The sequence below is a fragment of the Rhodovibrio sodomensis genome, from assembly GCF_016583645.1.
In the GTDB taxonomy this organism is placed as follows: Bacteria; Pseudomonadota; Alphaproteobacteria; order Kiloniellales; family Rhodovibrionaceae; genus Rhodovibrio; species Rhodovibrio sodomensis.
Genome location: NZ_NRRL01000010.1, coordinates 56,920 through 82,987, shown reverse-complemented (window position 1 = coordinate 82,987; position 26,068 = coordinate 56,920). Strand labels below are relative to the sequence as shown.

25 protein-coding genes are annotated in these 26,068 nt (G+C 69.8%); 13 read left to right on the top strand and 12 right to left on the bottom strand.

The window, feature by feature from the left end; translation table 11 throughout:
• Positions 1 to 122 precede the first annotated feature (122 nt).
• Together ctaD and coxB are read right to left on the bottom strand one after the other, a co-directional pair.
• Entirely contained in the window at positions 123 to 1,733 is a 1,611-nt protein-coding gene (gene ctaD / locus CKO28_RS06790) for a cytochrome c oxidase subunit I (RefSeq protein ID WP_200339869.1), read from the bottom strand.
• 174 nt (positions 1,734 to 1,907) lie between these two features.
• Positions 1,908 to 2,822, bottom strand: a complete 915-nt coding sequence (coxB, locus tag CKO28_RS06785; RefSeq protein ID WP_200339868.1) for a cytochrome c oxidase subunit II — start codon at positions 2,820 to 2,822, stop codon at positions 1,908 to 1,910.
• A 556-nt stretch (positions 2,823 to 3,378) separates the two neighbouring features.
• Between coxB and rpe the strand changes: the two genes are divergently transcribed.
• From rpe to CKO28_RS06770, 3 genes are all read left to right on the top strand, one after another.
• Positions 3,379 to 4,038 (top strand): ribulose-phosphate 3-epimerase, encoded by a 660-nt coding sequence (rpe, locus tag CKO28_RS06780; RefSeq protein WP_200339867.1) that lies wholly within the window; start codon positions 3,379 to 3,381, stop codon positions 4,036 to 4,038.
• 79 nt (positions 4,039 to 4,117) lie between these two features.
• Positions 4,118 to 5,791, top strand: coding sequence for a heparinase II/III family protein (locus CKO28_RS06775; RefSeq protein ID WP_200339866.1), 1,674 nt, complete (start codon positions 4,118 to 4,120; stop codon positions 5,789 to 5,791).
• Positions 5,788 to 6,480: a B3/B4 domain-containing protein gene (locus CKO28_RS06770; protein WP_200339865.1), complete on the top strand. Its 693-nt coding sequence runs from the start codon at positions 5,788 to 5,790 to the stop codon at positions 6,478 to 6,480. Before CKO28_RS06775 ends, CKO28_RS06770 begins: the two co-directional genes overlap by 4 nt.
• A gap of 296 nt (positions 6,481 to 6,776) precedes the next feature.
• On the opposite strand, the gene CKO28_RS06765 is transcribed toward CKO28_RS06770, so the two are convergent.
• From CKO28_RS06765 to CKO28_RS06745, 5 genes are all read right to left on the bottom strand, one after another.
• A complete protein-coding gene (locus CKO28_RS06765; RefSeq protein WP_207168755.1) occupies positions 6,777 to 7,694 on the bottom strand; it encodes a 3-hydroxybutyryl-CoA dehydrogenase in 918 nt (305 codons plus the stop codon).
• Between the two features lie 162 nt (positions 7,695 to 7,856).
• Positions 7,857 to 8,801, bottom strand: a complete 945-nt coding sequence (locus CKO28_RS06760; protein WP_200339864.1) for an FAD-binding protein — start codon at positions 8,799 to 8,801, stop codon at positions 7,857 to 7,859.
• Between the two features lie 162 nt (positions 8,802 to 8,963).
• Positions 8,964 to 9,527 (bottom strand): cob(I)yrinic acid a,c-diamide adenosyltransferase, encoded by a 564-nt coding sequence (locus CKO28_RS06755; protein WP_200339874.1) that lies wholly within the window; start codon positions 9,525 to 9,527, stop codon positions 8,964 to 8,966.
• A gap of 260 nt (positions 9,528 to 9,787) precedes the next feature.
• Positions 9,788 to 9,991, bottom strand: coding sequence for a twin transmembrane helix small protein (locus CKO28_RS06750; RefSeq protein WP_200339863.1), 204 nt, complete (start codon positions 9,989 to 9,991; stop codon positions 9,788 to 9,790).
• A 117-nt stretch (positions 9,992 to 10,108) separates the two neighbouring features.
• The gene (locus CKO28_RS06745) at positions 10,109 to 10,315 is read right to left on the bottom strand and encodes a DUF29 family protein (protein ID WP_242480380.1); all 207 of its coding nucleotides are present in this window, start codon (positions 10,313 to 10,315) and stop codon (positions 10,109 to 10,111) included.
• Between the two features lie 255 nt (positions 10,316 to 10,570).
• Between CKO28_RS06745 and ffh the strand changes: the two genes are divergently transcribed.
• From ffh to leuD, 7 genes are all read left to right on the top strand, one after another.
• Complete coding sequence (gene ffh / locus CKO28_RS06740; RefSeq protein WP_200339861.1) at positions 10,571 to 11,971, top strand: signal recognition particle protein; 1,401 nt, start codon at positions 10,571 to 10,573, stop codon at positions 11,969 to 11,971.
• 123 nt (positions 11,972 to 12,094) lie between these two features.
• Entirely contained in the window at positions 12,095 to 12,550 is a 456-nt protein-coding gene (gene rpsP, locus CKO28_RS06735) for a 30S ribosomal protein S16 (protein ID WP_200339860.1), read from the top strand.
• 25 nt (positions 12,551 to 12,575) lie between these two features.
• A complete protein-coding gene (gene rimM / locus CKO28_RS06730; RefSeq protein ID WP_200339859.1) occupies positions 12,576 to 13,178 on the top strand; it encodes a ribosome maturation factor RimM in 603 nt (200 codons plus the stop codon).
• Positions 13,179 to 13,257: 79 nt separating this feature from the next.
• Positions 13,258 to 14,064: a tRNA (guanosine(37)-N1)-methyltransferase TrmD gene (gene trmD / locus CKO28_RS06725; protein WP_200339858.1), complete on the top strand. Its 807-nt coding sequence runs from the start codon at positions 13,258 to 13,260 to the stop codon at positions 14,062 to 14,064.
• Between the two features lie 121 nt (positions 14,065 to 14,185).
• A complete protein-coding gene (gene rplS / locus CKO28_RS06720; protein WP_200339857.1) occupies positions 14,186 to 14,662 on the top strand; it encodes a 50S ribosomal protein L19 in 477 nt (158 codons plus the stop codon).
• Positions 14,663 to 14,998: 336 nt separating this feature from the next.
• On the top strand, positions 14,999 to 16,414 hold the full coding sequence (gene leuC, locus CKO28_RS06715; RefSeq protein ID WP_200339856.1) for a 3-isopropylmalate dehydratase large subunit: 1,416 nt from the start codon (positions 14,999 to 15,001) through the stop codon (positions 16,412 to 16,414).
• Between the two features lie 15 nt (positions 16,415 to 16,429).
• On the top strand, positions 16,430 to 17,050 hold the full coding sequence (gene leuD, locus CKO28_RS06710) for a 3-isopropylmalate dehydratase small subunit (RefSeq protein ID WP_200339855.1): 621 nt from the start codon (positions 16,430 to 16,432) through the stop codon (positions 17,048 to 17,050).
• Between the two features lie 131 nt (positions 17,051 to 17,181).
• Here the strand turns inward: leuD and CKO28_RS06705 are convergent, their stop codons facing one another.
• Positions 17,182 to 18,000, bottom strand: a complete 819-nt coding sequence (locus tag CKO28_RS06705) for a DUF1194 domain-containing protein (protein WP_200339854.1) — start codon at positions 17,998 to 18,000, stop codon at positions 17,182 to 17,184.
• 199 nt (positions 18,001 to 18,199) lie between these two features.
• Here CKO28_RS06705 and CKO28_RS06700 point away from each other — a divergent pair, with 199 nt between their 5' ends.
• The gene (locus CKO28_RS06700) at positions 18,200 to 20,410 is read left to right on the top strand and encodes a transglycosylase domain-containing protein (protein ID WP_200339853.1); all 2,211 of its coding nucleotides are present in this window, start codon (positions 18,200 to 18,202) and stop codon (positions 20,408 to 20,410) included.
• 42 nt (positions 20,411 to 20,452) lie between these two features.
• On the opposite strand, the gene CKO28_RS06695 is transcribed toward CKO28_RS06700, so the two are convergent.
• On the bottom strand, positions 20,453 to 21,160 hold the full coding sequence (locus tag CKO28_RS06695; protein ID WP_200339852.1) for a M48 family metallopeptidase: 708 nt from the start codon (positions 21,158 to 21,160) through the stop codon (positions 20,453 to 20,455).
• Between the two features lie 126 nt (positions 21,161 to 21,286).
• Here CKO28_RS06695 and CKO28_RS06690 point away from each other — a divergent pair, with 126 nt between their 5' ends.
• Positions 21,287 to 21,787 (top strand): DUF29 domain-containing protein, encoded by a 501-nt coding sequence (locus tag CKO28_RS06690; RefSeq protein ID WP_200339851.1) that lies wholly within the window; start codon positions 21,287 to 21,289, stop codon positions 21,785 to 21,787.
• Positions 21,788 to 21,791: 4 nt separating this feature from the next.
• Positions 21,792 to 22,277: a DUF29 domain-containing protein gene (locus CKO28_RS06685; protein ID WP_200339850.1), complete on the top strand. Its 486-nt coding sequence runs from the start codon at positions 21,792 to 21,794 to the stop codon at positions 22,275 to 22,277.
• On the opposite strand, the gene CKO28_RS06680 is transcribed toward CKO28_RS06685, so the two are convergent.
• The 3 genes from CKO28_RS06680 to odhB all read right to left on the bottom strand — a co-directional run bounded on the left by CKO28_RS06680 (position 22,256) and on the right by odhB (position 26,022).
• Complete coding sequence (locus CKO28_RS06680) at positions 22,256 to 23,143, bottom strand: bifunctional transcriptional activator/DNA repair enzyme AdaA (protein WP_200339849.1); 888 nt, start codon at positions 23,141 to 23,143, stop codon at positions 22,256 to 22,258. The genes CKO28_RS06685 and CKO28_RS06680 overlap by 22 nt on opposite strands.
• An 81-nt stretch (positions 23,144 to 23,224) precedes the next feature.
• Positions 23,225 to 23,593, bottom strand: a complete 369-nt coding sequence (locus CKO28_RS06675) for a hypothetical protein (protein WP_200339848.1) — start codon at positions 23,591 to 23,593, stop codon at positions 23,225 to 23,227.
• A 554-nt stretch (positions 23,594 to 24,147) separates the two neighbouring features.
• Positions 24,148 to 26,022: a 2-oxoglutarate dehydrogenase complex dihydrolipoyllysine-residue succinyltransferase gene (odhB, locus tag CKO28_RS06670; RefSeq protein ID WP_338050063.1), complete on the bottom strand. Its 1,875-nt coding sequence runs from the start codon at positions 26,020 to 26,022 to the stop codon at positions 24,148 to 24,150.
• Positions 26,023 to 26,068: the final 46 nt, after the last annotated feature.

Here is a 26,068-nt window from a genome sequence, read left to right as displayed (position 1 = left end):
CGATCTTGGGGGGGCGGGGGTGTCGGTCTCGCGTGTAAACCCAGGGGACCCGGATGTTCCGGGCCCGGCGGCGGCGTGCCGCGGCCGGGCCCGGGTCGTCGCGGGCGGGCCTTAAGCCCGGGCTACTTGACCCGCGGCAGCTCCTCGAAGGTATGGAACGGCGGCGGGGAGGACACCGTCCACTCCAGGGTCGTCGCGCCCTCGCCCCACGGGTTGGCCTGCGCCTGACGGCCCTTGAACAGCACGTAGGCGGTCATGGCGAGGAAGAACAGCGTGGCCACGCCGGTCAGGTAGCTGCCCATCGAGGACACGAAGTTCCAGCCCGCATAGGCGTCCGGGTAGTCGATGTAGCGCCGGGGCATGCCGGCCAGCCCCAGGAAGTGCTGCGGGAAGAAGATGATGTTCACGCCGATGAAGGTGAGCCAGAAGTGCAGCTTGCCGGCCCACTCCGGGTACTCGCGGCCGCTCATCTTGCCGAACCAGTAGTAGAAGCCGGCGAAGATGCCGAACAGCGCGCCCATCGACAGCACGTAGTGGAAGTGCGCGACGACGTAGTAGGTATCGTGCAGCACGGTATCCATGCCGGCGTTCGCCAGCACCACGCCGGTCACGCCGCCAAGCGTGAACAGGAAGATGAAGCCCATCGCCCACAGCATCGGCGTGGTGAAGCGGATCGAGCCGCCCCACATGGTGGCGATCCAGGAGAAGATCTTAATCCCGGTGGGCACCGCGATGATCATGGTCGCCGCGGTGAAGTAGGCCTTGGTATCCACGTCCAGGCCGACGGTGAACATGTGGTGCGCCCACACGATGAAACCGACGAAGCCGATCGCCACCATCGCGTACGCCATGCCCAGGTAGCCGAACACCGGCTTGCGGGAGAAGGTCGACACGATGTGGCTGATGATCCCGAACGCCGGCAGGATCATGATGTACACCTCGGGGTGCCCGAAGAACCAGAACAGGTGCTGGAACAGGATCGGGTCACCGCCGCCGGCGGCCTCGAAGAAGGTGGTGCCGAAGTTGCGGTCGGTCAGCAGCATGGTGATCGCGCCGCCCAGCACCGGCAGCGACAGCAGCAGCAGGAACGCGGTCACCAGCATCGACCAGACGAACAGCGGCATCTTGTGCAGGGTCATGCCCGGCGCGCGCATGTTGAAGATGGTGGTGATGAAGTTGATCGCGCCCAGGATCGAACTCGCGCCCGCCAGGTGCAGGGCGAAGATCGCCATGTCGACCGACATGCCGGGGTGGCCCAGGCTGCTCGAGAGCGGCGGGTAGAGCGTCCAGCCGGTGCCGGCCCCCTGGCCGACGAACGCCGAGCTCAGCAGCAGCAGGAACGCCGGCACGATCAGCCAGAAGCTGATGTTGTTCATCCGCGGGAACGCCATGTCCGGCGCGCCGATCATCAGCGGCACGAACCAGTTGCCGAACCCGCCGATCAACGCCGGCATGACCACGAAGAACACCATGATCAGGCCGTGGGCGGTGATGATCACGTTGTACAGCTGCCCGTCCGGCGACGCGCCCTGCAGCATGTACTGCACGCCCGGCTCCTGCAGCTCCAGGCGGATCAGCATGGAGAAGGCACCGCCGATGATCCCGGCGATGATCGCGAAGATCAGGTAGAGGGTGCCGATGTCCTTGTGGTTCGTGGAGAAGAACCACCGCCGGATGAAGCCCGGCGTGTCGTCGTGCGCGCCGTAGCCGGCGGCGCCTTGGGCCTGTGCCATGTCGTTCGTCCCCTTGGGCCTGGTGGGCCTGAAAGTCGAGGTCGGTTGGCGTGCGTGCGGGCTAGAGCAAGATGCCGCAAGGTGAGGTCACCTTTCGGCTGACTCTTGCTCTTTCTTCAAGCAGTTAGAGCAAAATTCACGATCAAGGCCGACCCGACCTTGATCGATTTTGCTCTAATCGGCGTTCGCCTCGGCGTCGGCCAGCTGCGGCTGATCCTTGGGCGTGATGCCCTGCTTGGCCTGCATCTGGCCGACCCACTGCTCGAACTCCTGCTTCGAGACCGCCTTGATCTCGATCGGCATGGCGTTGTGGCGCACGCCGCACAGTTCCGAGCACTGGCCGTAGTACAGCCCCTGTTCCTGGATCCGCACCCAGGTCTCGTTCAGCTGCCCCGGCACGGCGTCCTTCTTCACGCCCATCGACGGCATGGCGAAGGAGTGCAGCACATCGGACGAGGTGGTCAGGATGCGCACGTTGGTGTCGACCGGCAGGACCACTGCCTGGTTCGTCGACAGCTGCCGCAGTTCGCCCTTGGACGGCTCGATCTCGCTGTCCGCGATCATGAAGGCGTCGAAGCTGATGCCGCCGTGATCCGGGTACTCGTACGACCAGTACCACTGCCGGCCGATCGCCTTCACGGTCATCTTCGCGTCGACGACCTGGTCCTCGTAGTACAGCAGCTTGAACGACGGGATCGCGATCACGACCAGGATGATCACCGGCACCGCCGTCCAGATCACCTCGATCACCGTGTTGTGGGTGGTCTTGGACGGGGTCGGGTTGCGCTTCTCGTGGAAGCGCCAGCCGGTGTAGAGCATCAGCGCCAGCACCAACACCGTGATGAAGGTGATGATCACCAGCAGCAGGTTGTGAAAGTCCTGCACCTCCTCCATCACCGGCGTCGCGGCCTCCTGCAGCCCCAGCTGCCAGGGTTCCGGCGCGCCCTTGATCTTTGGGGCGGAGTCCTGGGCGGCGGCCGATCCGGCCGCCAGCAGGCCCGCCGTCCCCATCAGCGCGGCGACGCCGGCCTGGGCCTTGGCGCCGAGCCGTGGGACGAGCCCTTGAGCGATCCCGTTAAAACGCGTCATGTCTGGTTGCTCTGTTTTGATCCGTTCGACGTCGTCGACATTGTGCGGCGGGCGGCGGTGTCGGTGCCCGCGCGCATCCGTCGTGAGATGGCCGTGGCGCGGGCGTTGGCAGGGTGCGACACCTGCGTCCAAACGTCTGCCGCCGGCGGGGGCGCAAGCTAGACCAGCGCTTTCCAGGCGGCAAGGTTTGGTGTCGCGTCGACCCCGCCTGCATTGGGCCCCGCCTGCATTGGGCCCCGCCTGCATTGGGCGTTGCCGGCTCCGAGTCGCGGGCCGCGCCGTGGCTCGCGATTGGCCGGGAGGATACCAGCCGGACCGGTCGCGGACGGCCCCTTGCGGCGTTATGTCGCGTTCGCCGCCTGATCTGGATCAATGGCGGCACGCCCATCCTGACCCAGTTAATCCGGTTAACCTATATGTCGACCGCGCCGCGGCGGGTATCCGCCGCGGCGCTCGGCGTGCGCTCGGTGTGCCCTGGGCGTGCCCTGGGCGTGCCCTGGGCGGCGCGGCGGCACATCCGCTTGCGGACCCCCCGGGGACTTGGTACCAGACCCGCATGACCGTCCGTATCGCGCCCAGCATCCTGGCGTCCGACTTCGCCCGTCTCGGCGAGGAGACGCGCGCCGTGTCCGAGGCCGGCGCGGATTACGTCCACGTCGACGTGATGGACGGTCACTTCGTTCCGAACATCTCGATCGGGCCCGGGGTCGTCCGGGCGATCCGGCCGTACACCGACAAGCTGCTCGACGTGCACCTGATGATCTCGCCGGTCGATCCGTTCGTCGAGCAGTTCGCCGAGGCGGGCGCGGACATCGTCACCGTCCACCCGGAAGCCGGGCCGCACATCCACCGCACGATCCAGCTGGTGCGCGGCTGCGGCAAGAAGGTCGGCGTGTCGATCAACCCCGGCACGCCGGTCAGCGTGCTGGAGGACGTGCTGCCCGAGGTCGACCTGGTCCTGGTGATGAGCGTCAACCCGGGCTTCGGCGGCCAGAAGTTCATCCCCGACGCGACCCGCAAGATCGCCCAGCTGCGCGCGATGATCGACGCCACCGGCAAGGCGATCGACCTGGAGGTCGACGGCGGGATCAATTTCGACACCGCGCCCAAGGCGATCGAGGCCGGCGCCGACGTGCTCGTCGCCGGCACCGCGACCTTCAAGGGCGGCCCCGACTCCTACGCCGACAACATCCGGCGTCTGCGCGGCGAGGTCTGACAGCGCCGTGCGCGGGGAGGCGGCCCTGGGCGGTTCCACGGCCGCACGCGTGCCGGCGCCGCGGCCACGGCGCCGTCTGTTGTCCCGCTGGCGCGCCCGGTTCTCGCTGCCCACCGCGCTGATCTGGCAGCGTCTCAAGTTCCAGCTGACCGACCCCTACCGGCGCAGCGCCCTCTACCGCTGGAAACTGTCGGGCTCCCAGGCGACCCAGCTGCATGCCCAGCCGGCCGATCCCTGGCCCGGCCAGTCCGACCGGGGCAGCGCGATCCTGCAGAACCGCCTGACGTTCGCCGGGCGCACCCTGGCCGACCCGCGCCCGTTCTGGCTGCCGGTCGAGGCCGAGGACGCCTGGCTGGCGCAGCTGCACGGCTTTGCCTGGCTGCGCGACCTGCGGGTGCTGGGCTCGGACAACGCCCGACGGCGCGCGCGCGAGCTGGTCGGCGACTGGTTGACCCGGCATCCGGGACCGGGCGGCCCGGCGTGGCATCCGGCGACCACGGGCCGGCGGCTGGCGGTTTGGATCGCCCTGTTCGAGTTCTACGCCGGCAGCGCGGACGTCAGCTTCAAGACCCGGCTGCTGGACGGCGCCCAGCGCCAGGCGCGCTACCTGCACGACGTCCTGCCCGCCGGCCTGTGCGGCGCCGAACTGCTGGCCGCGGTGAAAGGGCTGGCGACCGCCGGGGCCTGCCTGCCGGACGGCCGGGTCTGGCTCGAACGCGCGCTCGACCTTCTGGAGCGCGAACTGCCGCGCCAGGTGCTGGCCGACGGCGGGCACTGCCAGCGCAGCCCCAGCTTGCATCTGGACGTGCTGCGCGACCTGATCGACCTGCGCGCCGCGCTCGCCGCCGCCGAGATCCAGCCGCCGCGCAACCTGCAGCTGGCGATCGAGGGGATGGCGCCGTTCCTGAAGCTGCTGCAGCATCCCGACGGCGGGCTCGCGCTGTTCAACGATTCGCTGGAGGAGCGCGCGGTCGTGGTCGACATGGCCCTGCAGCGCGCCCAGGTTCGCGGCCGCGCCCAGACCGCCGCCCCGCAGAGCGGCTTTCAGCGCCTGCACGCCGGGCGCACGCGCGTGCTGGTCGACGCCGGCGCGCCGCCCGCCCCGGGACTGGACGCGCACACCCACGCGGGCACGCTGTCGTTCGAGCTCAGCCACGGCCGCCAGCGGGTGATCGTCAACTGCGGCGCGCACCCCGGCCATCCCGACTGGCGCGCGGTGCAGCGGGCGACGGCCGCGCATTCCACCCTCACCCTGGGCGAGACCAACTCCGCCGAGATCCTGCCGCAAGGCCGGCCGGGCGCCGTCGCCGTCGGCCGCCGGCCGGAGACGGTGGTCTGCCGGCGCGAGGAGGGTGACGGCGCGTTCTGGCTGGACATGAGCCACGACGGCTACCGCCGGGCGTTCGATGCGATCCACGAGCGTCGGCTGTTCCTGGACGCGAGCGGCGAGGACCTGCGCGGCGAGGACATGGTGAACGGCCCGGAAGGTCTGCCGTTCGCGGTGCGCTTTCACCTGCATCCCGACGTCACCGCCGGCCTGGTTGGCGACGGGCGGGCCGTGCTGCTGCGCCTGGCCGGGGGCGGCGGCTGGCGGCTGCGCGCCTCCGGGGCGGCGATCGGCCTGGAGGACAGCGTCTACCTGGGCCAGCGCGACACCGTGCGGCGCGGCCAGCAGGTCGTGCTCACGGGCGTCACACGGGCCGGGCGCACGGCCGTCAAATGGGCATTGAAACGCGAAGGGGGACGCACATGACCGGCCTGCCGATCGTCGAGATCGCACCGGAGCTGCAGGCGACCGGCCTGGTGCTGGGGCTGCTGACCGCGGCGGTCGATCCGGCCGCCGCGGCCGATCGGGCGGTGCGCGCGGCCGCGCTGACACGCGCCGGCGGCGACGCGGCGGCCCGCCTGGGCGACAGGCCGCCCAGCAGCCTGCCGGCCGTGCAGGCCGCCCGCAGCGCCTACAAGCAACTTGGCAAGGATCCGGCCCGTTACCGCCCGGCGGCGGAGGCGCTGCTGCGCCGCGCCCGACAGGGCAAGGACGTCAGCCCGATCCACCCGGTGGTCGACGTCAACAACATGGTGTCGCTGGACAGCGGCATCTCGATCGGCAGTTACGACCGCGCCAAGCTGCGCCCGCCCTACCGGTGCCGCGGCGGCCGGGACGGCGAAAGCTACACCGGAATCGGCCGGGGCGACCTCAATCTGGCCGGGCTGCCGCTGCTCGCCGACGGCACCGGCCCGTTCGGCTGCCCGACCAGCGACAGCGACCGCGCGGCCGTCGGCCCGGATACCCGGTCGATCCTGCTGGTGCTCTACGGCTTCGGCGCGGGCGACGACGGGGACGCGCGCGGCGCGCTCGACGCCGCGCTCGCCCGGGCGGTCGGCCTGTTGCGCGAACACGCCGGCGCCGGTCAGGTGCAGACGGGCACGACCGGCGGGTGATGGTACCCTTCTTCCAATAAATCATTCCCCTCCTCCACCTGGGAGGAGGGGCTAGAGCTACATGCTTGAAGGCCGAAACGGCCTTCGAGCTGAATGTAGCTCTAACGTGTTGAAGAGAGGGCAAGATTCAGCTGAAAGGCGATTCCACCTTTCAGCATCTTGTCCTAGGGGAGAAGGCTGCCGGCGCCGTTGATGCTGCAGGCTACCTGCTCTCCCTAACCCTGTCCTCCCACGTGGAGGAGAGGGGATAAGTGAGGCGGCTTACCTGACAGGGCGATAGACGGGTGCGCCCGCCCCTACCGCGTCGGCACCGGGGTCTCGCCGGAGTAGTCGTAGAAGCCGCGGCCGGCCTTGCGGCCGAGCCAGCCGGCTTCGACGTACTTCACCAGCAGCGGGCACGGACGGTACTTGCTGTCCGCCAGGCCGTCGTACAGCACGTGCATGACCGCGAGACAGGTGTCGAGGCCGATGAAGTCGGCCAGCGCCAGCGGGCCCATCGGATGGTTGGCGCCCAGGCGCATCGCCGTGTCGATCGATTCGACGCCGCCCACGCCCTCGTACAGGACGTAGACCGCCTCGTTGATCATCGGCAGCAGGATGCGGTTGACGATGAACGCCGGAAAATCCTCGGCCACCGCCGGGGTCTTGTTGAGCGCCTGCGTGACCTCGCGGACCGCCTGGAAGGTGTCCTCGTCGGTGGCGATGCCGCGGATCAATTCGACCAGCTTCATCACCGGCACCGGGTTCATGAAGTGCATACCCATGAACCGGCCGGGCCGGTCGGTGATCGAGGCGAGCCGGGTGATCGAGATCGACGAGGTGTTGGTCGCGATCACCGCGCCCGGCTTCATGTGCGGGACCAGCGCCTTGAGGATCTTGCGCTTGATCTCCTCGTTCTCGGTGGCGGCTTCGATCACCAGTTCGCAGTCGTCGAAGACGTCGTAGTCGACGCCGGTGGAGATCCGGTCGAGCGCGGCCTTGTGCGCGCTCTCGTCCAGCTTGCCCCGCTGCACCGCGCGCTCCAGGTTCTTGTGGACCTTGTCCAGGCCCTTGCGCACGGCGTCCTCGTCGACGTCGACCATCCGCACGTCGTAGCCGGCCTGGGCCATCACCTGGGCGATGCCGCTGCCCATCTGGCCGGCGCCGATCACGCCGACGCGCTCGATCGTGGGGATGGGCGTCTCCGCGCCCGAGGTCAGGGGGTTTGTCGCCATGAAACAGCTTGCCTTCGATCGTGACTCGTCTCGTCATGCGGGCGCGCCCGGAGCGGAACGCGTGAAGGTTGAATAAGCCTTCAGCGTGAATTTCGCTCCAACGTCTCAAAGCGGGCGCAAGCGGCGCCGGAGGCCTCACGCCGTCCGGGGCCGCGCGCGGCGCTACTTCACCCGGTCGATTTCCTTTTCCAGCTCCGGCACCGCCTCGAACAGGTCGGCGACCAGGCCGTAGTCGGCGACCTGGAAGATCGGCGCCTCCTCGTCCTTGTTGATCGCGGCGATCACCTTGCTGTCCTTCATCCCCGCCAGGTGCTGGATCGCGCCCGAGATGCCGACCGCCACGTAGAGGTCGGGGGCGACCACCTTGCCGGTCTGGCCGACCTGATAGTCGTTCGGCACGAAGCCCGCGTCGACCGCCGCGCGGCTGGCGCCCACGGCCGCGCCCAGCTTGTCGGCGACCCGCTCCAGCAGCTGGAAGTTGTCGCCGCTGCCCAGCCCGCGGCCGCCGGAGATGACGATCTTGGCGGACGCCAGCTCCGGGCGGTCCGACTGCGTCAGCTCCTGTCCGACGAAGCTGGACAGGCCCTGGTCGCCGGTGCCGGACAGCGTTTCGACGCTGGCGTTGCCGCCCTCCGCCTCGGCGTCCTCGAACGCCGTCGGGCGGATGGTGACGATCTTGATCGGGTCGCCCGTCTTCACGGTGGCGAACGCGTTGCCGGCGTAGATCGGCCGGCGGAAGGTATCCGGAGCGACGACCGCGACGATGTCGGCCACCGGCTGCACGTCCAGCAGCGCGGCGACCCGTGGCATGACGTTCTTGCCGAAGGTCGAGGCGGCGCAGAGCACGTGGCCGTAGTTCTTCGCCAGGTCGACCAGCAGCGGCGTGACGTTCTCCGCGATCCGGTGATCGTACTCCGGCGCGTCGGCCAGCAGCACCTTGGTCACGCCGGGGACCTTCGCCGCGGCGTCCGCGGCGTCCTTGCAGCCGTGGCCGACGACCAGCGCGTGGATCTCGTCGTCGCCCAACTGCCTGGCCGAGGTCAGCGTGCTCAGCGCACCCGTGGTGAGCGCGGCATTGTCGTGTTCGGTGATCACCAGGACGCTCATGAACGCCACCTTCGAGGGCCGGAGGGATGTTGGGGTCGCAGGCACCGGCGCCCGCCGGTCCGATCGCCGCGGCGGGGCCGTTTGACGCGTCGCACAATAGAAAGGGGGTCACCCCCTGTCAATCGCGCGGCAGCGCCGGAAAATCGCCGAATTCCGCCGGATTCAGCGGTTTTCCCCGGGCTTCCACAGTACATCGCCGTCGCCCTTGTCGTTGGCGTAGCGGGCCAGCACGAACAACAGATCGGACAGGCGGTTGAGGTAGCGCAGCGCTTCGGTGTTGACCGGCTCGGTCTCCATCAGAAGCGTGATCTCGCGCTCCGCCCGGCGGGCCACCGTGCGCGCCATGTGCAGATGGGCCGAACCGGGGCTGCCGCCCGGCAGCACGAACGACTTGAGCGGCTTCAACTCGCCGTTCAGCGCGTCGATCCGCGCCTCCAGCCAGTCGACCTGCGGGCCCGTCACGCGCAGCGGCGGATACGGCGGGTCCGCCTGCTCGGGCGTGCACAGGTCGGCGCCGACGTCGAACAGGTCGTTCTGCACCCGCTCCAGCATCTGGTCGATCTCGCGGGAGACGTTGAGCCGGGCGACGCCCAGCACGGCGTTCGCCTCGTCCACCGTGCCGTAGGCGGCGACGCGCGGATCGTGCTTGAGCACACGCTTGCCGGTGCCGAGCGACGTCTGCCCCTTGTCGCCGCCGCGGGTGTAGATGCGGGTGAGCTGAACCATGGTGGTCTGATCGTCTCCGAGCTCGAGGGCCGTGGGTCGGCGGAGGGTGGGCCGGCGGATGGCGGGCGGCGCGCCGTGCGGGCGCCGGTCGCAGCCGTCGAGCGGTGCGGGGTCGCCCGCGCGGCCTCCCCGCGCGGCCTCGATGAACGCGCCGCGCTGGCGGATCGGTCCGCACACGCGCCCTGTCGGCCGGCGCGTCGGGGCTGGGGCCCGGACAGGCCGTCCGGCTTTCCGGGTCCGGAAGCGGTCGCCGGCCGGTGCTAGTCGGCGCCGGCGCTCAGCAGCATCGCCAGCGCGATCAGCGCGAGCGCGATGCCCTGGCACACGATGCGCCAACGCATCAGCAGGTTGCCGTACTTCCGGTTGGTCTCGCCGCCGCGCGCCATGACGATCAGCCCGGAGAAAAGCACGCCGAGCGTCATCAGCATCGCGACGCCGATCAGGATCGCGGTCACGGTCGCCATGGCAGCCGATATAGCCTCCCCGGCCGCCCCTGACCATAGCGGAGATGTGCCGGCCGATCCGCCGCCGCACTGTCGCCATCCTAAGCTACACGTCTTTGTGCGGGCGAGGTTTCGTCGTCACGCCCAGGCGTCGTACGCGGCGATCGCCCATCGGAGACCGCTGTTTGCCAAGTCCGCCACCTCCTCGGCCAGGTTTTCGGCATCCAGCCGATTGTCGCGGACTTCCAGCAGCAGGCGCGCCTGCTGCTGGGGCCAGGCGTAGAAATCGGTGTCGTACAGCGGGTCGCCGGGCATGGTTGCGGGCTCCTTGCTCTCGCGCGGCATTATACCCCCGCCACCTGCGCGCCCGCAAAGTTGTTGACGCGCGGCGCCCCGGGTCCGTAGTTTCCGCCTCCACAATCCGGCAAAGCCGCCCTTAGGCACCAGCTACCCGTGGCCGTCCGCACGCCAAAGGACGGGGGAGCTCCGCCAGTCCGCGAGGTTTCGCGCACTGGCGCGAAGCTGTTTGGGCGCTTGACGGATCCGGAACACGGCCAACCGGCCGGCCGCCGGGCCACCTCGAGCTGGAAGACACGCGCGATGTTCGACAATCTTCAGGAACGCCTGGGCAAGGTCTTCGAGGGCCTGACCAAGCGCGGCGCGCTGACGGAGGAAGACGTCGACGCCGCCCTGCGCGAGGTCCGGGTGGCGCTCTTGGAGGCGGACGTCGCGCTGCCGGTGGTCAAGCAGTTCGTCGCCGACGTGCGCGAGCGCGCGGTCGGCCAGGAGGTGCTGCGCTCCGTCACCCCGGGCCAGCAGGTGGTCAAGGTGGTCAACGACCGCCTGGTCGAGATGCTGGGCGGCGAGCAGGCCGAGATCGAGCTGAAGACCGAGCCGCCGACCCCGATCATGCTGGTCGGCCTGCAGGGCTCGGGTAAGACGACGACCACCGGCAAGCTCGCCAAGCGGCTGAAGGAGAAGCAGAAGAAGCGCGTGCTGATGGCCTCGCTGGACGTCCAGCGCCCGGCCGCGCAGGACCAGCTGAAGCAGCTCGGCTGGCAGATCGGCGTGGACACGCTGGACAACGTGCCCGGCGAGCCGCCGAAGGCGATCGCCAAGCGCGCGCTGCAGCAGGCCAAGCTCGGCGGCTACGACGTCGTGCTGCTGGACACCGCCGGGCGGCTCGCGATCGACGACGAGCTGATGCGCGAGGTCGCCGAGATCCGCGACGCCACCAACCCGACCGAGTCGCTGCTGGTGTGCGACGCCATGACCGGCCAGGACGCGGTCACCACCGCCGAGCGGTTCCGCGACGAGGTCGGGTTGAGCGGCGTGGTGCTGACCCGGGTCGACGGCGACGCGCGCGGAGGTGCCGCGCTGTCGATGCGCCAGGTCACCGGCAAGCCGATCAAGCTGATCGGCACCGGCGAAAAGCTGGACGAGCTGGAGCCGTTCTACCCGGACCGGATCGCCAACCGCATCCTGGGCATGGGCGACGTCGTCTCGCTGGTCGAGAAGGCCCAGGAATCGATCCAGGAGGAGGACGCCCAGAAGCTCGAGAAGAAGCTTCAGAAGGGCAAGTTCGACCTCGACGACATGGCCCAGCAGTACAAGCAGCTGCAGAAGATGGGCGGCATGTCGCAACTGATGAACATGATGCCCGGCATGGGCAAGATGGGGAAGCAGCTGCAGAACGCGCAGTTCGACGAGAAGGCCCTGAACCGGCAGCTCGCGATCATCTCCTCGATGACCAAGGACGAGCGCAAGCGCCCCGAATTGATCAAGGCGTCGCGCAAGCAGCGGATCGCCAAGGGCGCCGGCATGACCGTCCAGGACGTCAACAAGCTGCTCAAGCAGCACGCCGAAGCGCAGAAGATGATGAAGCGCGTCAAGAAGATGGGAAAGAAGGGCATGCAGCGCCACGGCCTCCCCGGCATGGACCAGATGGGCGGCGGTGGCGGCGGCATGCCGCCCGGCGGCTACCCCGGCGGCCGGCGCTAGCGACGCCGCGGTTCCGCGACCACGAGCACGATCACGATCACGATCATGACCGGGCGGGCGCCGCGGCGCCGGCCCGCACCAACTGACGACATCCGTTCAAGCGAGACGAAAAGGACTTCCACAATGGCTCTTGCGATCCGACTGCAGCGCGGCGGCGCCAAGAAGCGCCCGCACTTCCGCATCGTGGTGGCGGACAACCGCTCGCCGCGCGACGGCCGGTTCATCGAGACGCTGGGCTACTACAACCCGATGGTCGCCCCGGACCATCCGGACCGCCAGAAGGTCAAGGCCGAGCGTGCCAAGTACTGGATCGATCAGGGCGCCAAGCCGTCCGACCGGGTGCACCGCATCCTGTCCCAGGCGGAGGTGCTGCCGGCGTTCCAGCCGCCGAAGAACCAGACCAAGAAGAACCAGCCCAAGGCCAAGGCGCAGGAGCGCATGGAAGCGGAGCGCAAGCGCCAGGAGGAGCTCGCCAAGCAGGCCGAGGAGGCCCGCAAGGAGCAGGCCGAGAAGGACGCCCAGCCGGCCGAGGGCGAGCAGGCGGACCAGGCCTCCGAAGCGGACGAGAACGCCAGCTAACCCGCCCGTCCAGGCGAGGCCCGGGATGGCGACGGACGGCCGGAACCAGCGCGGCGGCGACGACCGGCGGCTGTGCCTCGGCGTGGTCGTGGGCACCCACGGCGTGCGCGGGGTGGTGAAAATCAAGCCGTTCACGCAAGACCCGCTGGACGTCGGCGCCTACGGCCCGCTGACCGACCAGAGCGGCCGGCACAGCTACCAGCTGACCGTCCACGGCGTGCACAAGGGCAGCCTGCTGGCCGGCTTGTCGGGGGTCGACAACCGCGAGGCGGCGCAGGCGCTCAAGGGCCTGCGCCTGCACGTCGACCGCAGCGCCCTGCCCGAGGTCGACGAGGACGACGCCTTCTACTACGCCGACCTGCTGGGGCTGCGGGTAAAAGGGGTCGACTGCACCGACTACGGCACCGTGACCCAGGTCGACGACCACGGCGCGGGCGACGTGATCGAGGTGACGGACGCCCAGGGCAAGGTCCGGGTCTGGCCGTTCACCCGCGAGATCGTCCCCACGGTCGATCTCGCGAACGGGTATCTGACCGTCGACCCGCCGCCCGAGGTCGGCGAGCCCGAACCGGGCGCGCCCGCCGAGGCCGGCCCGGACGACCTGGAGACCGGCGGCGAGACCCGCTGAAGCGCCCGGCGCCCGCCCTTCCGCGGGGGCTGGACAAAGCGGTTTCGAGCGGGCATACACCACGGCTTTGGAGCGCCCGATGAGCGCGCCGGACGACGACGGCGACCCGGCCGCGGGCAGCCGGACGCCCTGGACCGCGACGGTGCTGACGCTGTTCCCGGAGGTCTTTCCGGGACCGCTCGGCGTCTCGCTCGCCGGCAAGGCGCTGGACCGGGGGCTCTGGCGGCTCGACGCCCGGAACATCCGGGACTACGCCCTGGACCGGCACCGCTCGGTCGACGACACGCCGTTCGGTGGCGGCGCCGGCATGGTGATGCGCCCGGACGTGGTCGACCGCGCGCTGGCCGACGTCGAAGACCGGCCGGGGCCGGTCGTGAACCTGTCGCCGCGCGGGCGCCCGCTCGACCAGGGCGTGGTGCGGGAACTGGCGGGCGCGCCCGGGCTGACGCTGTTGTGCGGGCGCTATGAAGGGATCGACGAACGGGTCCTGGAGGCCCGCGGCGTGCAGGAACTCAGCGTCGGCGACTTCGTGCTCTCGGGCGGCGAGGTCGCGGCGCTCACCGTGCTCGACGCGGTCGTGCGGCTGCTGCCGGGCGTGATGGGCAACGCAGAGAGCGGCGGCGACGAGAGCTTCGAGCGCGACCTGCTGGAGTACCCGCAGTACACCCGTCCGGCCGACTGGCACGGGCGGCAGGTGCCGGCGGTGCTGCAGTCCGGCGACCACGCGCGGATCGCGCGCTGGCGCCGGGAGATGGCGGAGGAGATCACCCGGGTCCGGCGGCCGGACCTCTGGGCGCGCCATCAGGCGCAGCAGGCGGCCGAGGCCACCGCCCAGCCGAAGCGCCGTAGCCGGCACGGCGGCGCGGCGCACGACGACACGGACTGACGCGGGCGGCCGACCGCCGCCCACCCACCGCGGGCCAAGCCCCGCGAACCGACACGCCCTCGGGGGCGCGGCTCCCCGAACGGCCGACCACAGCGGACGAGATCAAGAAGGACCGAGAGCCATGAGCGCGATCATCAAGGAACTCGAGCGGGAAGAAGTCGCGCGCCTGACCGAGGGCAAGAAGATCCCCGAGTTCGGCGCCGGCGACACGGTGCGCGTCAACGTCAAGGTGGTCGAGGGCAACCGCGAGCGCGTGCAGGCGTTCGACGGCATCTGCATCTCCAAGAAGGACCGCGGCGTGAACAGTTCGTTCACCGTGCGCAAGGTCTCCTACGGCGAGGGCGTCGAGCGGATTTTCCCGCTGTACTGCCCGCGCATCGATTCGATCGAGCTGCTGCGCCGCGGCGACGTCCGCCGCGCCAAGCTGTACTACCTGCGCGGCCTGCGCGGTAAGGCGGCCCGGATCCCGGAGAAGACCACCGGCGAGGCCGCCAAGAAGGCCGCCCAGGAGCGCGCCGAGGCCCAGGCGGCCAAGGGCCAGGGCAAGACCAAGCGCGGCAACAAGAAGAACAAGCCGCAGCCGGGCCAGCAGCAGTAGGGTCGTACGCCCCGCGACGGCTGAGGCTACCTCTTCTCCCGAGCCCTTTCCTCCCACGGGAGGAGAGGGAACTCGCTGCCCAGTCCCCTCTCCGCCACTGGGGGAGCGGGCGGGGCCCGCGCGGCGCAGCCGCGTGGGAGGGTGAGGTGGCTTGCACGCCTTCGACATGGCACGGCGCCCCACGGCCCGGCCGCCGCACCGGCGCGCCGGGCCGGCCTGTGTCCGGCCGCCCGCAGGCCGCATGATGCCATGCGCCGCGGCGGCGTTGTGAGTGCGCGCCGGTCGTCCTATGTTCCCCCCGGACGAGACGAACGCGACGAAAGCGAGACCCCGACGATGAGCCAGACGCAGCAGCCCCGTACGCTGTTCGACAAACTGTGGGACAGTCACGTCGTGGAACGGCAGGACGACGGCACCTGCCTGCTCTACATCGACCGGCATCTGGTGCACGAGGTGACCAGCCCGCAGGCGTTCGAGGGGCTGCGCCTGGCCGGCCGCCCGGTGCGCCGGCCGGACGCGACGCTGGCGGTGTGCGACCACAACGTGCCGACCAGCGACCGCGCCAAGGGGATCGCGGAGGAGGACAGCCGGATCCAGGTCGAGACGCTGGAGCGGAACTGCCGCGACTTCGGCATCGAGATGTACGGCATGACCGATCCGCGCCAGGGGATCGTGCACATCATCGGGCCCGAGCAGGGGCTGACCCAGCCGGGCATGACGATCGTCTGCGGCGACAGCCACACCGCGACCCACGGCGCGTTCGGCGCGCTCGCGTTCGGCATCGGCACCTCGGAGGTGGAGCACGTCCTGGCGACCCAGACGCTGCTGATGAAGCCGGCCAAGAACATGCGGATCACGGTCGACGGCCCGCGCCCGACCGGCACCACGGCGAAGGACCTGATCCTCGCCATCATCGCCAAGATCGGCACCGCGGGCGGCACCGGCCACGTCATCGAGTACGCCGGCGAGGCGATCCGCGAGCTCTCGATGGAAGGCCGGATGACGATCTGCAACATGTCGATCGAGGCCGGCGCGCGCGCGGGCATGGTCGCGCCCGACGAGACCACCTTCGAGTACATCAAGGGCCGGACCTATGCCCCCAAGGGCGGGCAGTGGGAGCAGGCGGTGCAGTACTGGCGCTCGCTGCCGTCCGATCCGGGGGCCGCGTACGACACCGAGGTGGTGCTGAACGCGCGCGAGATCGCCCCGCAGGTCTCCTGGGGCACCAGCCCGCAGGACGTGGTGCCGATCGACGGCCGCGTGCCCGATCCCGGAGAGGCGGCGGACGAGAGCCGCAAGCGCTCGATCGAGCGCGCGCTGGAGTACATGGACCTCAAGCCCGGCACGCCGCTGATCGGCCTGCCGCTCGACAAGGTGTTCATCGGCTCCTGCACCAACGCCCGGATCGAGGATCTGCGCGAGGTCGCCAAGATCGCCCAGGGCCGCAAGGTCTCCGACAGCCTGTACGCCATGATCGTCCCCGGCTCCGGGCTGGTGAAGGAGCAGGCCGAGGAAGAGGGCCTGGACAAGATCTTCATCGAGGCCGGCTTCGACTGGCGCGAGCCCGGCTGCTCGATGTGCCTGGCGATGAACAGCGACCGATTGAGCGCCGGCGAGCGCTGCGCCTCGACCTCCAACCGCAACTTCGAGGGCCGCCAGGGCCGCGGCGGCCGCACCCACCTGATGAGCCCCGCCATGGCCGCGGCGGCCGCGATCGAGGGCCGGATCACCGACATCCGGGATTACGGGTAAGGGAGCCGCGCTGACATGGACAAGTTCACCACCCTGACGGGCGTGGCCGCGCCGGTCGACATGGACAACGTCGACACGGACATGATCATCCCCAAGCAGTTCCTGAAGACGATCAAGCGCACGGGCCTGCGCGAGGGGCTGTTCTACGAGCTGCGCTTCGACCAGGACGGCAACCCGACCGACTTCGTCCTCGACCAGCCGGCGTACAAGAACGCCAAGCTGCTGATCGCGGGCGATAACTTCGGCTGCGGCTCGTCGCGCGAGCACGCGCCCTGGGCGATCCTGGATCACGGCATCCGCTGCGTGATCGCCGAGAGCTTCGCCGACATCTTCTACAACAACTGCTTCAAGAACGGCATCCTGCCGGTCGCGCTGCCGAAGAGCCAGGTGCGCGCGCTGATGGAGCAGGCCAAGCAGGGCGCCAACGCGACCTTCACGGTCGACCTGGAGACCCAGCAGGTGCACGCGCCCGACGGCTCGATGTACGCCTTCGAGATCGAGCCGTTCCGCAAGCACTGCCTGCTGAACGGCCTGGACGACATCGCGCTGACCCTGAAGAAGGCCGACGACATCGGCACCTACGAGCAGCGGATGGCCCGCCACGCGCCCTGGATGTTCCGCGACGTCGCGGGGTAGCGCACCGGGCGCTCGTACGGGACCAGCGTCGGCGCCGCCCCCTCATCCGAGCGGCTTTGCGCGGCAAAGCGCAGGGTCCGTGACGGGTCGGTGAGCGCGCGGCCCGCTCTCCAGGCGCGCTGCCAAACCAGCTATCCGCGCGCCGCGCCGGTCGGGCGGACGTCGGCGATTTCCTGGATCAGCTTGTTCAGGATCGCGTCGGTGAAGCCGATCTCCGCATCCGCGGTCATCACGAAGGCGCCGCGGCCGCCGATCACGTCGCGTTCGTAGTGGTCGGCGAGCGGCATGCCGCCGGGGCCGGGGTAGCCGCCGCCCGGCCGGCGCACCACCAGGGCGTTGATGGTGATTCCGGCGTCGACCGCCTGCTGGCGGGTCAGGCCCAGCGGCGGGCCGCCGCGCTGCGGCCCGTCGCCGGAGATGTCGATCACCTTGCGGTGTCCGGCGAAGCCGTTCTCGTCGATCTTCTGGTGGCCGTAGGCGATCGCGCCGGAGATCGAGTTCCAGCCGCGCGCGGCGCGCGGAGCGGCCATCAGCGCGTCGCCGAACGCCTGCGCGTCCCCCGCCCCGGCGATCTCCCGCCAGTCGACGATGGTGTGCTGCGAGCGCCCGCCGCCCCATTCGATGAAGGTCAGCGCGATCCGGCCGTGATAGCCGCCCTGGATCGCCTGCAGCACCCGCGGATGCGTCAGCGCGTCGGCGTAGCCTCTGCGCTGGGTTGCCAACTCGTCGTCGTCGATCGAGCCGGAGCCGTCGGCCGCCAGCACCAGTTCGACGTCGACCGGCCGGCCACCGTCCTGCGCCCGCCCGCTGCCCGGACGGGCCAGCAGCCCGAGCGGCAGCCCGGCCGCGAGCGACAGGACGCCGCGCCGGCCCCAGCCACCGGCCGCGCGCGAGCCACCGGCCGGGCCCGCCGCGCGCGGGCGTTGCGGATCGCGGTCAGCCTCGGTCATGGCACACCTCCCGCAGCCGTTTTCCCGGTATGACAGGCGCGACGGCGGCCCGCGCGGGCGATCACACGACGAACACCGCGCATGCCACCGAACCGTCATTTTCCGAATCTAAATGGAGGATAGGCGCCGTGCGGCAAGTTGGCGTCGCACGATTCGAAGATTTATGGTTTGTTGAGACCAGAAAAGCTAAATATAGCGTATGAGCCGTAAGAGCCCGCCCCGCCGACCCGCCAGCGACCGCAAGCGCCAGCGTGCCCCGAACCGGGCGCGCGACGGCGCCGGCGCGCGCGGATCGGCGGGCAAGCAAAAGCCGGAAAGCCCGCGCGGGCCGAGCGCGAAGGAGCGCGGCGGCAGCGGCGGCCGGCGGCGCACCGAGCCCGCCCGGCGCAAGCGCGCGACGGCGCGACGGTCCTGGCTCAAGCCGGTCGCCATCTGGTCGCTGGTGCTGGCGATCTGGATGGGCGTGATCGCGGGCGGGGTGATCGTCTACTACGCCCACGACCTGCCGGCGGTCGACCAGGTCGCGGAGGCCAGCCGCAAGCCGAGCGTGACCCTGCTGGCGGCCGACGGCAGCGCGCTTGCGACCTACGGCGACCTGTACGGCGACAAGGTCGCGCTGGGCGACCTGCCGAAGACCCTGCCGCACGCCGTGCTGGCGGTGGAGGACCGGCGGTTCTACTACCACCCCGGTCTGGACCCGCTGGGGCTGGCGCGCGCGATGCTCGCCAACCTCCAGGCCGGGCGGATCGTCCAGGGCGGCTCCACGATCACCCAGCAGCTCGCCAAGAACCTGTTCCTGACACCCAGGCAGACGATCAAACGCAAGGTGCAGGAAGCCATCCTGGCGGTCTGGCTGGAATGGAAGTTCACCAAGGACGAGATCCTCAGCCTGTACCTGAACCGGGTCTACCTGGGCGCGGGCACCTACGGCGTCGACGCCGCGGCGCGGCGCTACTTCGGCAAGCCGGCGCGGGCGGTGAACCTGTACGAATCGGCGATGCTGGCGGGCCTCCTGAAGGCGCCGTCGCGCTACAACCCGGCGGCCGACCGGCAGGCCGCGCACGAACGCGCGGTCGTCGTGCTCAACGACATGGTGCAGGCCGGCTACATCTCGCGCGCCGAGGCCGAACGCGCCGCCCGGCGGCGCAGCAGCGGCACTCCGGCGGCCGGCTGGCACGGCCGCTACTTCGCCGACTGGGTGCTGGGCGAGGTGCGCGACTACGTCGGCTACCACGATCGCGATCTGCGGGTGCACACCACGCTGGATCCCGACATCCAGCAGATCGCCAACACCCAGCTGCGCCGCGCGCTGAAGCACAGCGGCGTGCCGCGCGACGCCCATCAGGGCGCGCTGGTGACGATGACTCCGGACGGGGCGGTGCGCGCCATGGTCGGCGGCCGGGACTACGGCCAGAGCCAGTTCAACCGCGCGACCCAGGCGAAGCGCCAGCCGGGCTCCGCATTCAAGCCGTTCGTCTATCTGGCGGCGATGCGCGACAGCCGGATCGGCCCCGACACGAAGGTGGTCGACGAGCCGATCACGATCGACGGCTGGTCGCCCGACAACTACGCCGGGCGCTACTACGGCGAAGTCACGGTGCGCGAGGCGTTCGCCCGCTCGCTGAACTCGGTCGCGGTCAAGATGCTGCGCCGGGCGGGCGCCCGCGACGTCGCGGACACGGCGACGCAGCTCGGCGTCACCTCCGACTTAGACGCGCATCCCTCGCTCGCGCTGGGCACGTCCGAGGTGACGCTGCTCGAGCTGACCGGCGCCTATGCCGCGTTCGCCAACAACGGCCGCGGGGTGTTCCCCTACGGCATCGAACGGATCGTGGATTCCGAGGGCCGGGTGCTGTATCAGCGCCGCGGCCAGGGCCCCGGTCGCGTGGTGAGCGAGGGCAACCTGCACCGGATCACCGACCTGATGCGCGCCAACGTCGAATGGGGCACCGGCAAGGCCGCCCAGTTGGACCGCCCGGCCGCTGGCAAGACCGGCACCAGCCAGAGATTCCGGGATGCCTGGTTCGTCGGCTTCACGGCCGAACTGGTCACCGGGGTGTGGATCGGTAACGACGACGGCGATCCGATGGACCGGGTGACCGGCGGCTCGATCCCGGCGACGATCTGGCGCGAGACGATGTCGCGCGCGCTCGAGGGCACGCCGGCGAAGCCGTTGCCGGGCCTGGAGGTGCAGGTCGCCGACCGCGCCGAGGAGAGCGAGGCGGGCCTGATCGGCCGGATCATCCGCTCGCTCGGCGGCGGATCGCCCGGCGACGGCCAGGCGACGCAGGCGCGCGAGCCGGCGCCGCGCCAGAACGACGGCGAGTTCGCCCCGCGGGTCGAGCGCGACGCCTCGGGCAACACAGACAACCGGTTTCTAAACAGCAACCGCGACCGCCGTCACCGCTGAGCCCCCGGGACGGCGGCCCAGGAGGCGGCCCAGGAGGCGACCTCAGCCGTAGCGCATCAGGCTTGCGCCGTGGCGGCGCAGCCAGGCCTTGGGCGTCTCGACGTCGTCGATCAGCTGGTCGACCACCGCCCAGAAGCGCGGGCTGTGGTTCATCTCCCGCAGGTGCGCGACCTCGTGCGCGACGACGTACTGCAGCACCCGCTCCGGCGCCAGGATCAGCCGCCACGAGAACGACAGGTCGCCGCGCGCCGAACAGCTGCCCCAGCGGCTGGCGGTGTCGCGGATGGTGATCCGGCCGTGCCGGCGGCCGACCTGCCCGGCCAGCGGCGCGGCGCGCGCGGCGATCTCCCGCCGGGCCTCGCGCTTCAGGTGATCGCGCACCCGCCGGGGCAGATGCGCCGCCTCGCCGGACACCCGGATCTCGCCAGCCGACCGCCAGACGCCGCGCCGCGCGTCCGGCAGGTGGCGGATCGTGTGCAGCTCGCCCAGCACCGGCACCTGCGCGCCGTCGGCGAACGGCACCGCCTGCGGCAGTTCCGACAGACGGCGGCGCAGCCAGGCCTGCTGCCGGCCGGCGAAGCGCAGCCCCTCCGACTCCGAGACCCCCGGCGGCAGGGTCAGGCGCAGCGTGCCGCGGGCCTTGTCGACGCGCAGGGTGATCCGACGGGCGCGCGGATGCAGCGCCAGTTCGACTGGCACCTCGCGGGCGTCGACGCGCAACATCTGGGTCCCGAGCGACTGCAGCGACATGGATCTTGTATAGCCCGGCGGGCCGCGCCGGGGCAAGCGGTCTGCCCGGCGTTCCGGCGGATTGCCGGCATGCCCGGCCTGCGGGTAGGCTATGACCCCCGACGACCACGAGCCAGGGCACGCGCCATGGGCGACCCACTGTACGACCGGGATTTCTACCGCTGGACCCAGGACCAGGCCCGGCGGCTGCGCGCGCTCGAAGGCGACAACCGCCTGGACACCGGCAATCTGGCGGAGGAGGTCGCCGACTTGGGCCGCAGCGAACTCAACAAGGTGGCCAGCCACCTGTATCAGGCGCTGGCCCACCTCCTGTTGGCGGCCTGGTCGCCGGCCGACACGCCGCAGGGACACTGGCAGGCCGAAATCCGCACCCACCTGCGCGAAGCGCGCCGGGCCTACACGCCGGGCATGCGCCAACACCTGGACCTGGCGCGGGAGTGGCGGGAGGCGCGGCTGCTCGCGAACGACAAGCTCGCCGCCCACGGCGAGCCGGGCCTCCCGGAAGCGGTCGCCTGCCCGTTCACCCTGGACGACCTGCTTGGCCAGCCGATCGACGTCGAGGCCGCGATCGGCCGGGTCCGTGCCGGGGTGGACCAGGGCCTTGGTCCGCACCACGACAGGACATGACGCCATGGGCGACCCGCTGTACGACCGGGACTTCTACCGCTGGACCCAGGACCAGGCCCGGCGGCTGCGCGCGCTCGAGGGCGACAACCGCCTGGACACCGGCAATCTGGCGGAGGAGGTCGCCGACTTGGGCCGCAGCGAACTCAACAAGGTGACCAGCCACCTGCGTCGGGCGTTGGTCCACCTGCTAAAAGCCGCCTGGGTCACCGACGACCGCCTGCGGGCCGGGTGGACGGCCGAAATCCGCCAGCATCTCAACGAGGCGAGCGACGCGTTCACGCCCGGCATGCGGCAGAAGATCGACCTCGACCGGGAATGGCGGCGAGCCTGGCCGGTCGCCGAGGGCAAGCTGGTCGAACAGGGCGACGCGGCGCTGCCCATGCCGGTCGCCTGCCCGTTCACCCTGGACGACCTGCTGGGCGAAGGCATCGACCTCGACGCCGCGATCGGCCAACTCCGCGCCGGGCTTCAGGACGCCCCGGACGCCTGACCCGCCTTTTCCCGTTCCAGCAGCGCCTGCTTCGCCGCCACGCCCCAGCGGTAGCCGCCCAGGCCGCCGTCGGCGCGGGTGACGCGGTGGCAGGGGATCACCAGGGCGACGGGATTGTGGGCGCAGGCGCTGCCCACCGCGCGCGCCGCGCCGGGCGTGCCCAGTTCCGCGGCAAGGTCGCCGTAGCTGCGCGTCTCGCCCGGCGGGATCGCCAGCAGGCCCTGCCAGACCCGGCGCTGGAAGGCGGTCGCGCGGACGTCGAGCGGCAGATCGATGTGCGGCGACTGGCCGTGCAGGTAGTCCAGCACGGCCTCCAGCGCGGGCAGGATCGCCTCGTCGTCGCGCAGGACCGTTTCGGCCTGCGGGAATTCCGCCTCGAGCGCCGCGACCAGATCGGCGTCGCGTGCGCGCAGGGCGACGAAGCACACGCCCTTGGCCGTCGCCGCCACCAAGAGCCGGCCGAGCGGGCTGTCGGCGGTCGCGTAGGCGATCCGCGCGCCCGCCCCGCCACGCGCGTAGCTCGCCGGCGTCATGCCGAGGCGCCGGGGCGCGTCCTCGTAGACCCGGCTGGACGAGCCGTAGCCCGCGCCGTAGGTCGCCGCCGCCACCGACTCGCCGCCGCGCAGGCCCGCGCGCAGCCGGTCCTCCCGGCGTGCATCCGCGTAGTCGCGCGGGCTGACCCCGACGTGCCGGCGGAACACCCGCTGCAGGTGCCAGGGGCTGACGCCCAGCTCGCCGGCGAGTTCGGCCAGGGTCGGAATCCCGGCCTCGTCCGCCGCGGCGGCGTCGAGCCGGGCGCACGCCCGCCGGACCAGATCGAGCTGGCCGGCGGGCGGCGTGACGCTTTGGGAGATCGTGTCGCTCATGGTCCGGAGGGTAGCCGGCTCGTTGGGCGGCTGCCTATCCGAACCTTGCGCTGAGAGCGCCAGTGGCCACTTGGTCTCGTTTCATTCGCCTTCCAGATCTTTAATCGCGTCAAGAACGTTTCTGAATTCTTTTGTCTCCCTAAAGGGCAGATCAAGCACCCGCAAAGGGTGATCCGGCTGAAGTATAAAGGGAAATAAATTCTCGTGCGATTTCTGCGAATCACATTTAATTAAACATTGAAATCCAGAAAAATAGAAGCGAAAAAATTTTACACCGCGAAGATAGCTCTTGAACGGATTTGCCATGACCGAGCTCAAGCCATCTTCATCGCGATACCGTACAATAACGGGGCTGAAAAAATCCCGCCCACCGGGGTCTTTAATATTTATACTATCTTTAAAAATTGCATTCTCATCGGGAGATAAATTAATATTATAAAAAAACTTCACGTTCCGTATTCCCGGCCCTCCACAACAAAGTAAGGAAAAAGAGCTTCAGGTTCTTATAATTAAAATTTTCAAGTCTGTAGACTTTAGCGTTCCCTCGCCGTCTTTCCATAAGTGTGTAGGAAAAGTTCCGCCTAAAGAAGCGGACCGCATAATCATCATATCTTCCAAATTTCTTCTCACAGTTTAAACAAACCAGGTTTTGATCATATTCCCCTTGAGGGGAGCGACTACGACGTTTTTCTTTAGGATGAATAACCTCTAGCGGGGCGCCCTTAGCATTCCCGCTGTCAAAAGGATACAAGCTTTTCGGGATAATATGAGCATTGATCAGCTTCTTGAACTGACCACAAAACTTACACTTCCCAAGAGAAGGCACAATCGCACCTCGCTTTACGGTTTTCTGCTTTTATGTCTTCACCAAAAAATAATTCACTCTCCAAAATCTAGCGAGAGAGAGTCTCAAAGCTCTCGTACGTGCATCTATTCAAGATTCAAATGTGCAGACAAGTCGACCACATCTCGGGTGCATTGGAACGTCGAAACAATCTAACAGCTTACATCTGCAGCAGCATCCGGGCCGGGTCTTCCAGGCATTCCTTGACCCGGACCAGGAAGGTCACGGCCTCGCGGCCGTCGACGATCCGGTGGTCGTAGGACAGCGCCAGGTACATCATCGGGCGCACCTGGACCTCGCCGTTCACCGCCATCGGCCGCTCCTGGATCTTGTGCATGCCCAGGATGCCGGACTGCGGGCGGTTCAGGATCGGGGTCGAGAGCAGCGAGCCGAACACCCCGCCGTTGGTGATCGTGAAGGTGCCGCCCGACATCTCGTCCATGGTCAGCTTGCCGTCGCGGCCCTTCTTGGCGAGGTCGCGCAGTTCGCTTTCAATGTCCGCGAACGACTTGCGGTCGATGTCACGGATCACCGGAACCATCAGGCCCTGCGGCGTCGAGACCGCCATGCCGACGTTGTAATAGTTGTTGTAGACGATCTCGTCGTCTTCGATCCGGGCGTTGACCGCCGGCAGTTCCTTCAGCGCCTGGCAGACCGCCTTGCCGAAGAAGCAGGACATGCCCAGGCGGATGCCGTGGGCTTTCTCGAACTGCTCCTTGTAGTCCGCCCGGATCTGGTTGACGGCCGTCATGTCCACCTCGTTGAAGGTGGTGAGCATGGCGGCGGTGTTCTGCGCCTCCTTCAGCCGCTTGGAGATGGTCTGGCGCAGCTTGGACATCTTCACGCGCTCTTCGCGCGGCTTGCCGTCGGCGCCGGTCGCCGCGGCGGCGGGCGCCGGGGCGGCCTGCTGCGCCGGGGCGGTGCCGCCGCCCTGGGCGCCGGCGTGCTGCTGCTGGGCGCCCGGCCCCGGTGCGGGCCCGGTCGCCGCGGCAGCCTGCACCGCGCTGGTGCCGGGCAGCGGCAACGGCTGCTTGCGCCCTTCGGCGACGTCGATCACGTCCTGCTTGGTGATCCGGCCGTCCTTCCCGCTGCCGGGGACCCGGCTGGGATCGACGCCGTACTCCTGCACCGCCGTGCGCACGGCGGGCGCCAGATCCTCCGGCCGGACGCTGCCCGCCCCGGGCCCCAGGAAGCGCAGCAGGTCGTCGCGCGTGACCCGGCCGTCGGTGCGCGGGGCGCGCTTCGGGTCGAGCGTCGCGGTCGCGCTTTCGCCCTCCTGCGCGGCCGGCTGCGCCGGCCCGGCGGGTTGTCCAGGCGACGCGGCGGCCGGCGCCGGCGCTTCGGACGCCGCCGGCTGGCTGGGCCCGGCGGATGCCGCCGGCGCCGGCTGCGCCGAGCCGGCCGCGGCCGGCGCGCCGCCCCTGGTCATCCGGCCCAGGATCGATCCGGCCTGGACCGTCTCGCCCTGCGCCGCGGCCTGTTCGCTCAGCACGCCGTCGGCCGGCGCATTGACTTCCAGCGTGACCTTGTCGGTCTCCAGTTCGGCGACCGCCTCGTCCGCCTTGACGGCGTCGCCGGGGTTCTTGAGCCAGCTGGCGACGGTCGCCTCGCTCACCGATTCGCCCAGCGTGGGCACCGGGATGTCGACGCTCTCGCCGCCACCGGAGCCGCCGGGGTCGTCCCCCGAGCCGCCGGCCGGGCCGCCGCCGGAGCCGCTGCTGGGCGCCGCGGCCGGCTGTTCGGCCGGCTTGCTGTCCTGCTGCGGGGCGGACGGCTGACGGGGCGCTTCGGCCGTCTGGCCCTCGGCGATCCGGCCCAGCACCGTGCCGACTTCGACCGTCTCGCCGGTCGCCACCAGCACTTCGCTGACCGTGCCGGCGGTCGGGGCGTTGACCTCAAGGGTCACCTTGTCGGTCTCCAGCTCGACGATCGCCTCGTCCGCGCTGACCGGGTCGCCCTGGTTTTTCAGCCAGTTCGCGACGGTCGCCTCGCTCACCGATTCGCCCAGGCTCGGAACCGTGATGTCGGTCGCCATGTCCGTCCCCGTTTCGCCGCCGCACCCGGTCGCGGGCGGGCGGTCT

What these genes read in the sequence shown, in the direction of transcription:
- rplS (WP_200339857.1), top strand. Translation starts at nt 14,186, where the DNA reads ATGAGCGCGATCATCAAGGAACTCGAGCGGGAAGAAGTCGCGCGCCTG.
- CKO28_RS06690 (WP_200339851.1), top strand. Translation starts at nt 21,287, where the DNA reads ATGGGCGACCCACTGTACGACCGGGATTTCTACCGCTGGACCCAGGAC.
- CKO28_RS06745 (WP_242480380.1), bottom strand. Translation starts at nt 10,315, where the DNA reads ATGCCGCGCGAGAGCAAGGAGCCCGCAACCATGCCCGGCGACCCGCTG.
- CKO28_RS06700 (WP_200339853.1), top strand. Translation starts at nt 18,200, where the DNA reads ATGAGCCGTAAGAGCCCGCCCCGCCGACCCGCCAGCGACCGCAAGCGC.
- ctaD (WP_200339869.1), bottom strand. Translation starts at nt 1,733, where the DNA reads ATGGCACAGGCCCAAGGCGCCGCCGGCTACGGCGCGCACGACGACACG.
- CKO28_RS06705 (WP_200339854.1), bottom strand. Translation starts at nt 18,000, where the DNA reads ATGACCGAGGCTGACCGCGATCCGCAACGCCCGCGCGCGGCGGGCCCG.
- odhB (WP_338050063.1), bottom strand. Translation starts at nt 26,022, where the DNA reads ATGGCGACCGACATCACGGTTCCGAGCCTGGGCGAATCGGTGAGCGAG.
- CKO28_RS06765 (WP_207168755.1), bottom strand. Translation starts at nt 7,694, where the DNA reads ATGGCGACAAACCCCCTGACCTCGGGCGCGGAGACGCCCATCCCCACG.
- ffh (WP_200339861.1), top strand. Translation starts at nt 10,571, where the DNA reads ATGTTCGACAATCTTCAGGAACGCCTGGGCAAGGTCTTCGAGGGCCTG.
- rpsP (WP_200339860.1), top strand. Translation starts at nt 12,095, where the DNA reads ATGGCTCTTGCGATCCGACTGCAGCGCGGCGGCGCCAAGAAGCGCCCG.
- CKO28_RS06680 (WP_200339849.1), bottom strand. Translation starts at nt 23,143, where the DNA reads ATGAGCGACACGATCTCCCAAAGCGTCACGCCGCCCGCCGGCCAGCTC.
- leuD (WP_200339855.1), top strand. Translation starts at nt 16,430, where the DNA reads ATGGACAAGTTCACCACCCTGACGGGCGTGGCCGCGCCGGTCGACATG.
- leuC (WP_200339856.1), top strand. Translation starts at nt 14,999, where the DNA reads ATGAGCCAGACGCAGCAGCCCCGTACGCTGTTCGACAAACTGTGGGAC.
- rpe (WP_200339867.1), top strand. Translation starts at nt 3,379, where the DNA reads ATGACCGTCCGTATCGCGCCCAGCATCCTGGCGTCCGACTTCGCCCGT.
- coxB (WP_200339868.1), bottom strand. Translation starts at nt 2,822, where the DNA reads ATGACGCGTTTTAACGGGATCGCTCAAGGGCTCGTCCCACGGCTCGGC.
- CKO28_RS06685 (WP_200339850.1), top strand. Translation starts at nt 21,792, where the DNA reads ATGGGCGACCCGCTGTACGACCGGGACTTCTACCGCTGGACCCAGGAC.
- CKO28_RS06755 (WP_200339874.1), bottom strand. Translation starts at nt 9,527, where the DNA reads ATGGTTCAGCTCACCCGCATCTACACCCGCGGCGGCGACAAGGGGCAG.
- rimM (WP_200339859.1), top strand. Translation starts at nt 12,576, where the DNA reads ATGGCGACGGACGGCCGGAACCAGCGCGGCGGCGACGACCGGCGGCTG.
- CKO28_RS06695 (WP_200339852.1), bottom strand. Translation starts at nt 21,160, where the DNA reads ATGTCGCTGCAGTCGCTCGGGACCCAGATGTTGCGCGTCGACGCCCGC.
- CKO28_RS06760 (WP_200339864.1), bottom strand. Translation starts at nt 8,801, where the DNA reads ATGAGCGTCCTGGTGATCACCGAACACGACAATGCCGCGCTCACCACG.
- CKO28_RS06770 (WP_200339865.1), top strand. Translation starts at nt 5,788, where the DNA reads ATGACCGGCCTGCCGATCGTCGAGATCGCACCGGAGCTGCAGGCGACC.
- trmD (WP_200339858.1), top strand. Translation starts at nt 13,258, where the DNA reads ATGAGCGCGCCGGACGACGACGGCGACCCGGCCGCGGGCAGCCGGACG.
- CKO28_RS06750 (WP_200339863.1), bottom strand. Translation starts at nt 9,991, where the DNA reads ATGGCGACCGTGACCGCGATCCTGATCGGCGTCGCGATGCTGATGACG.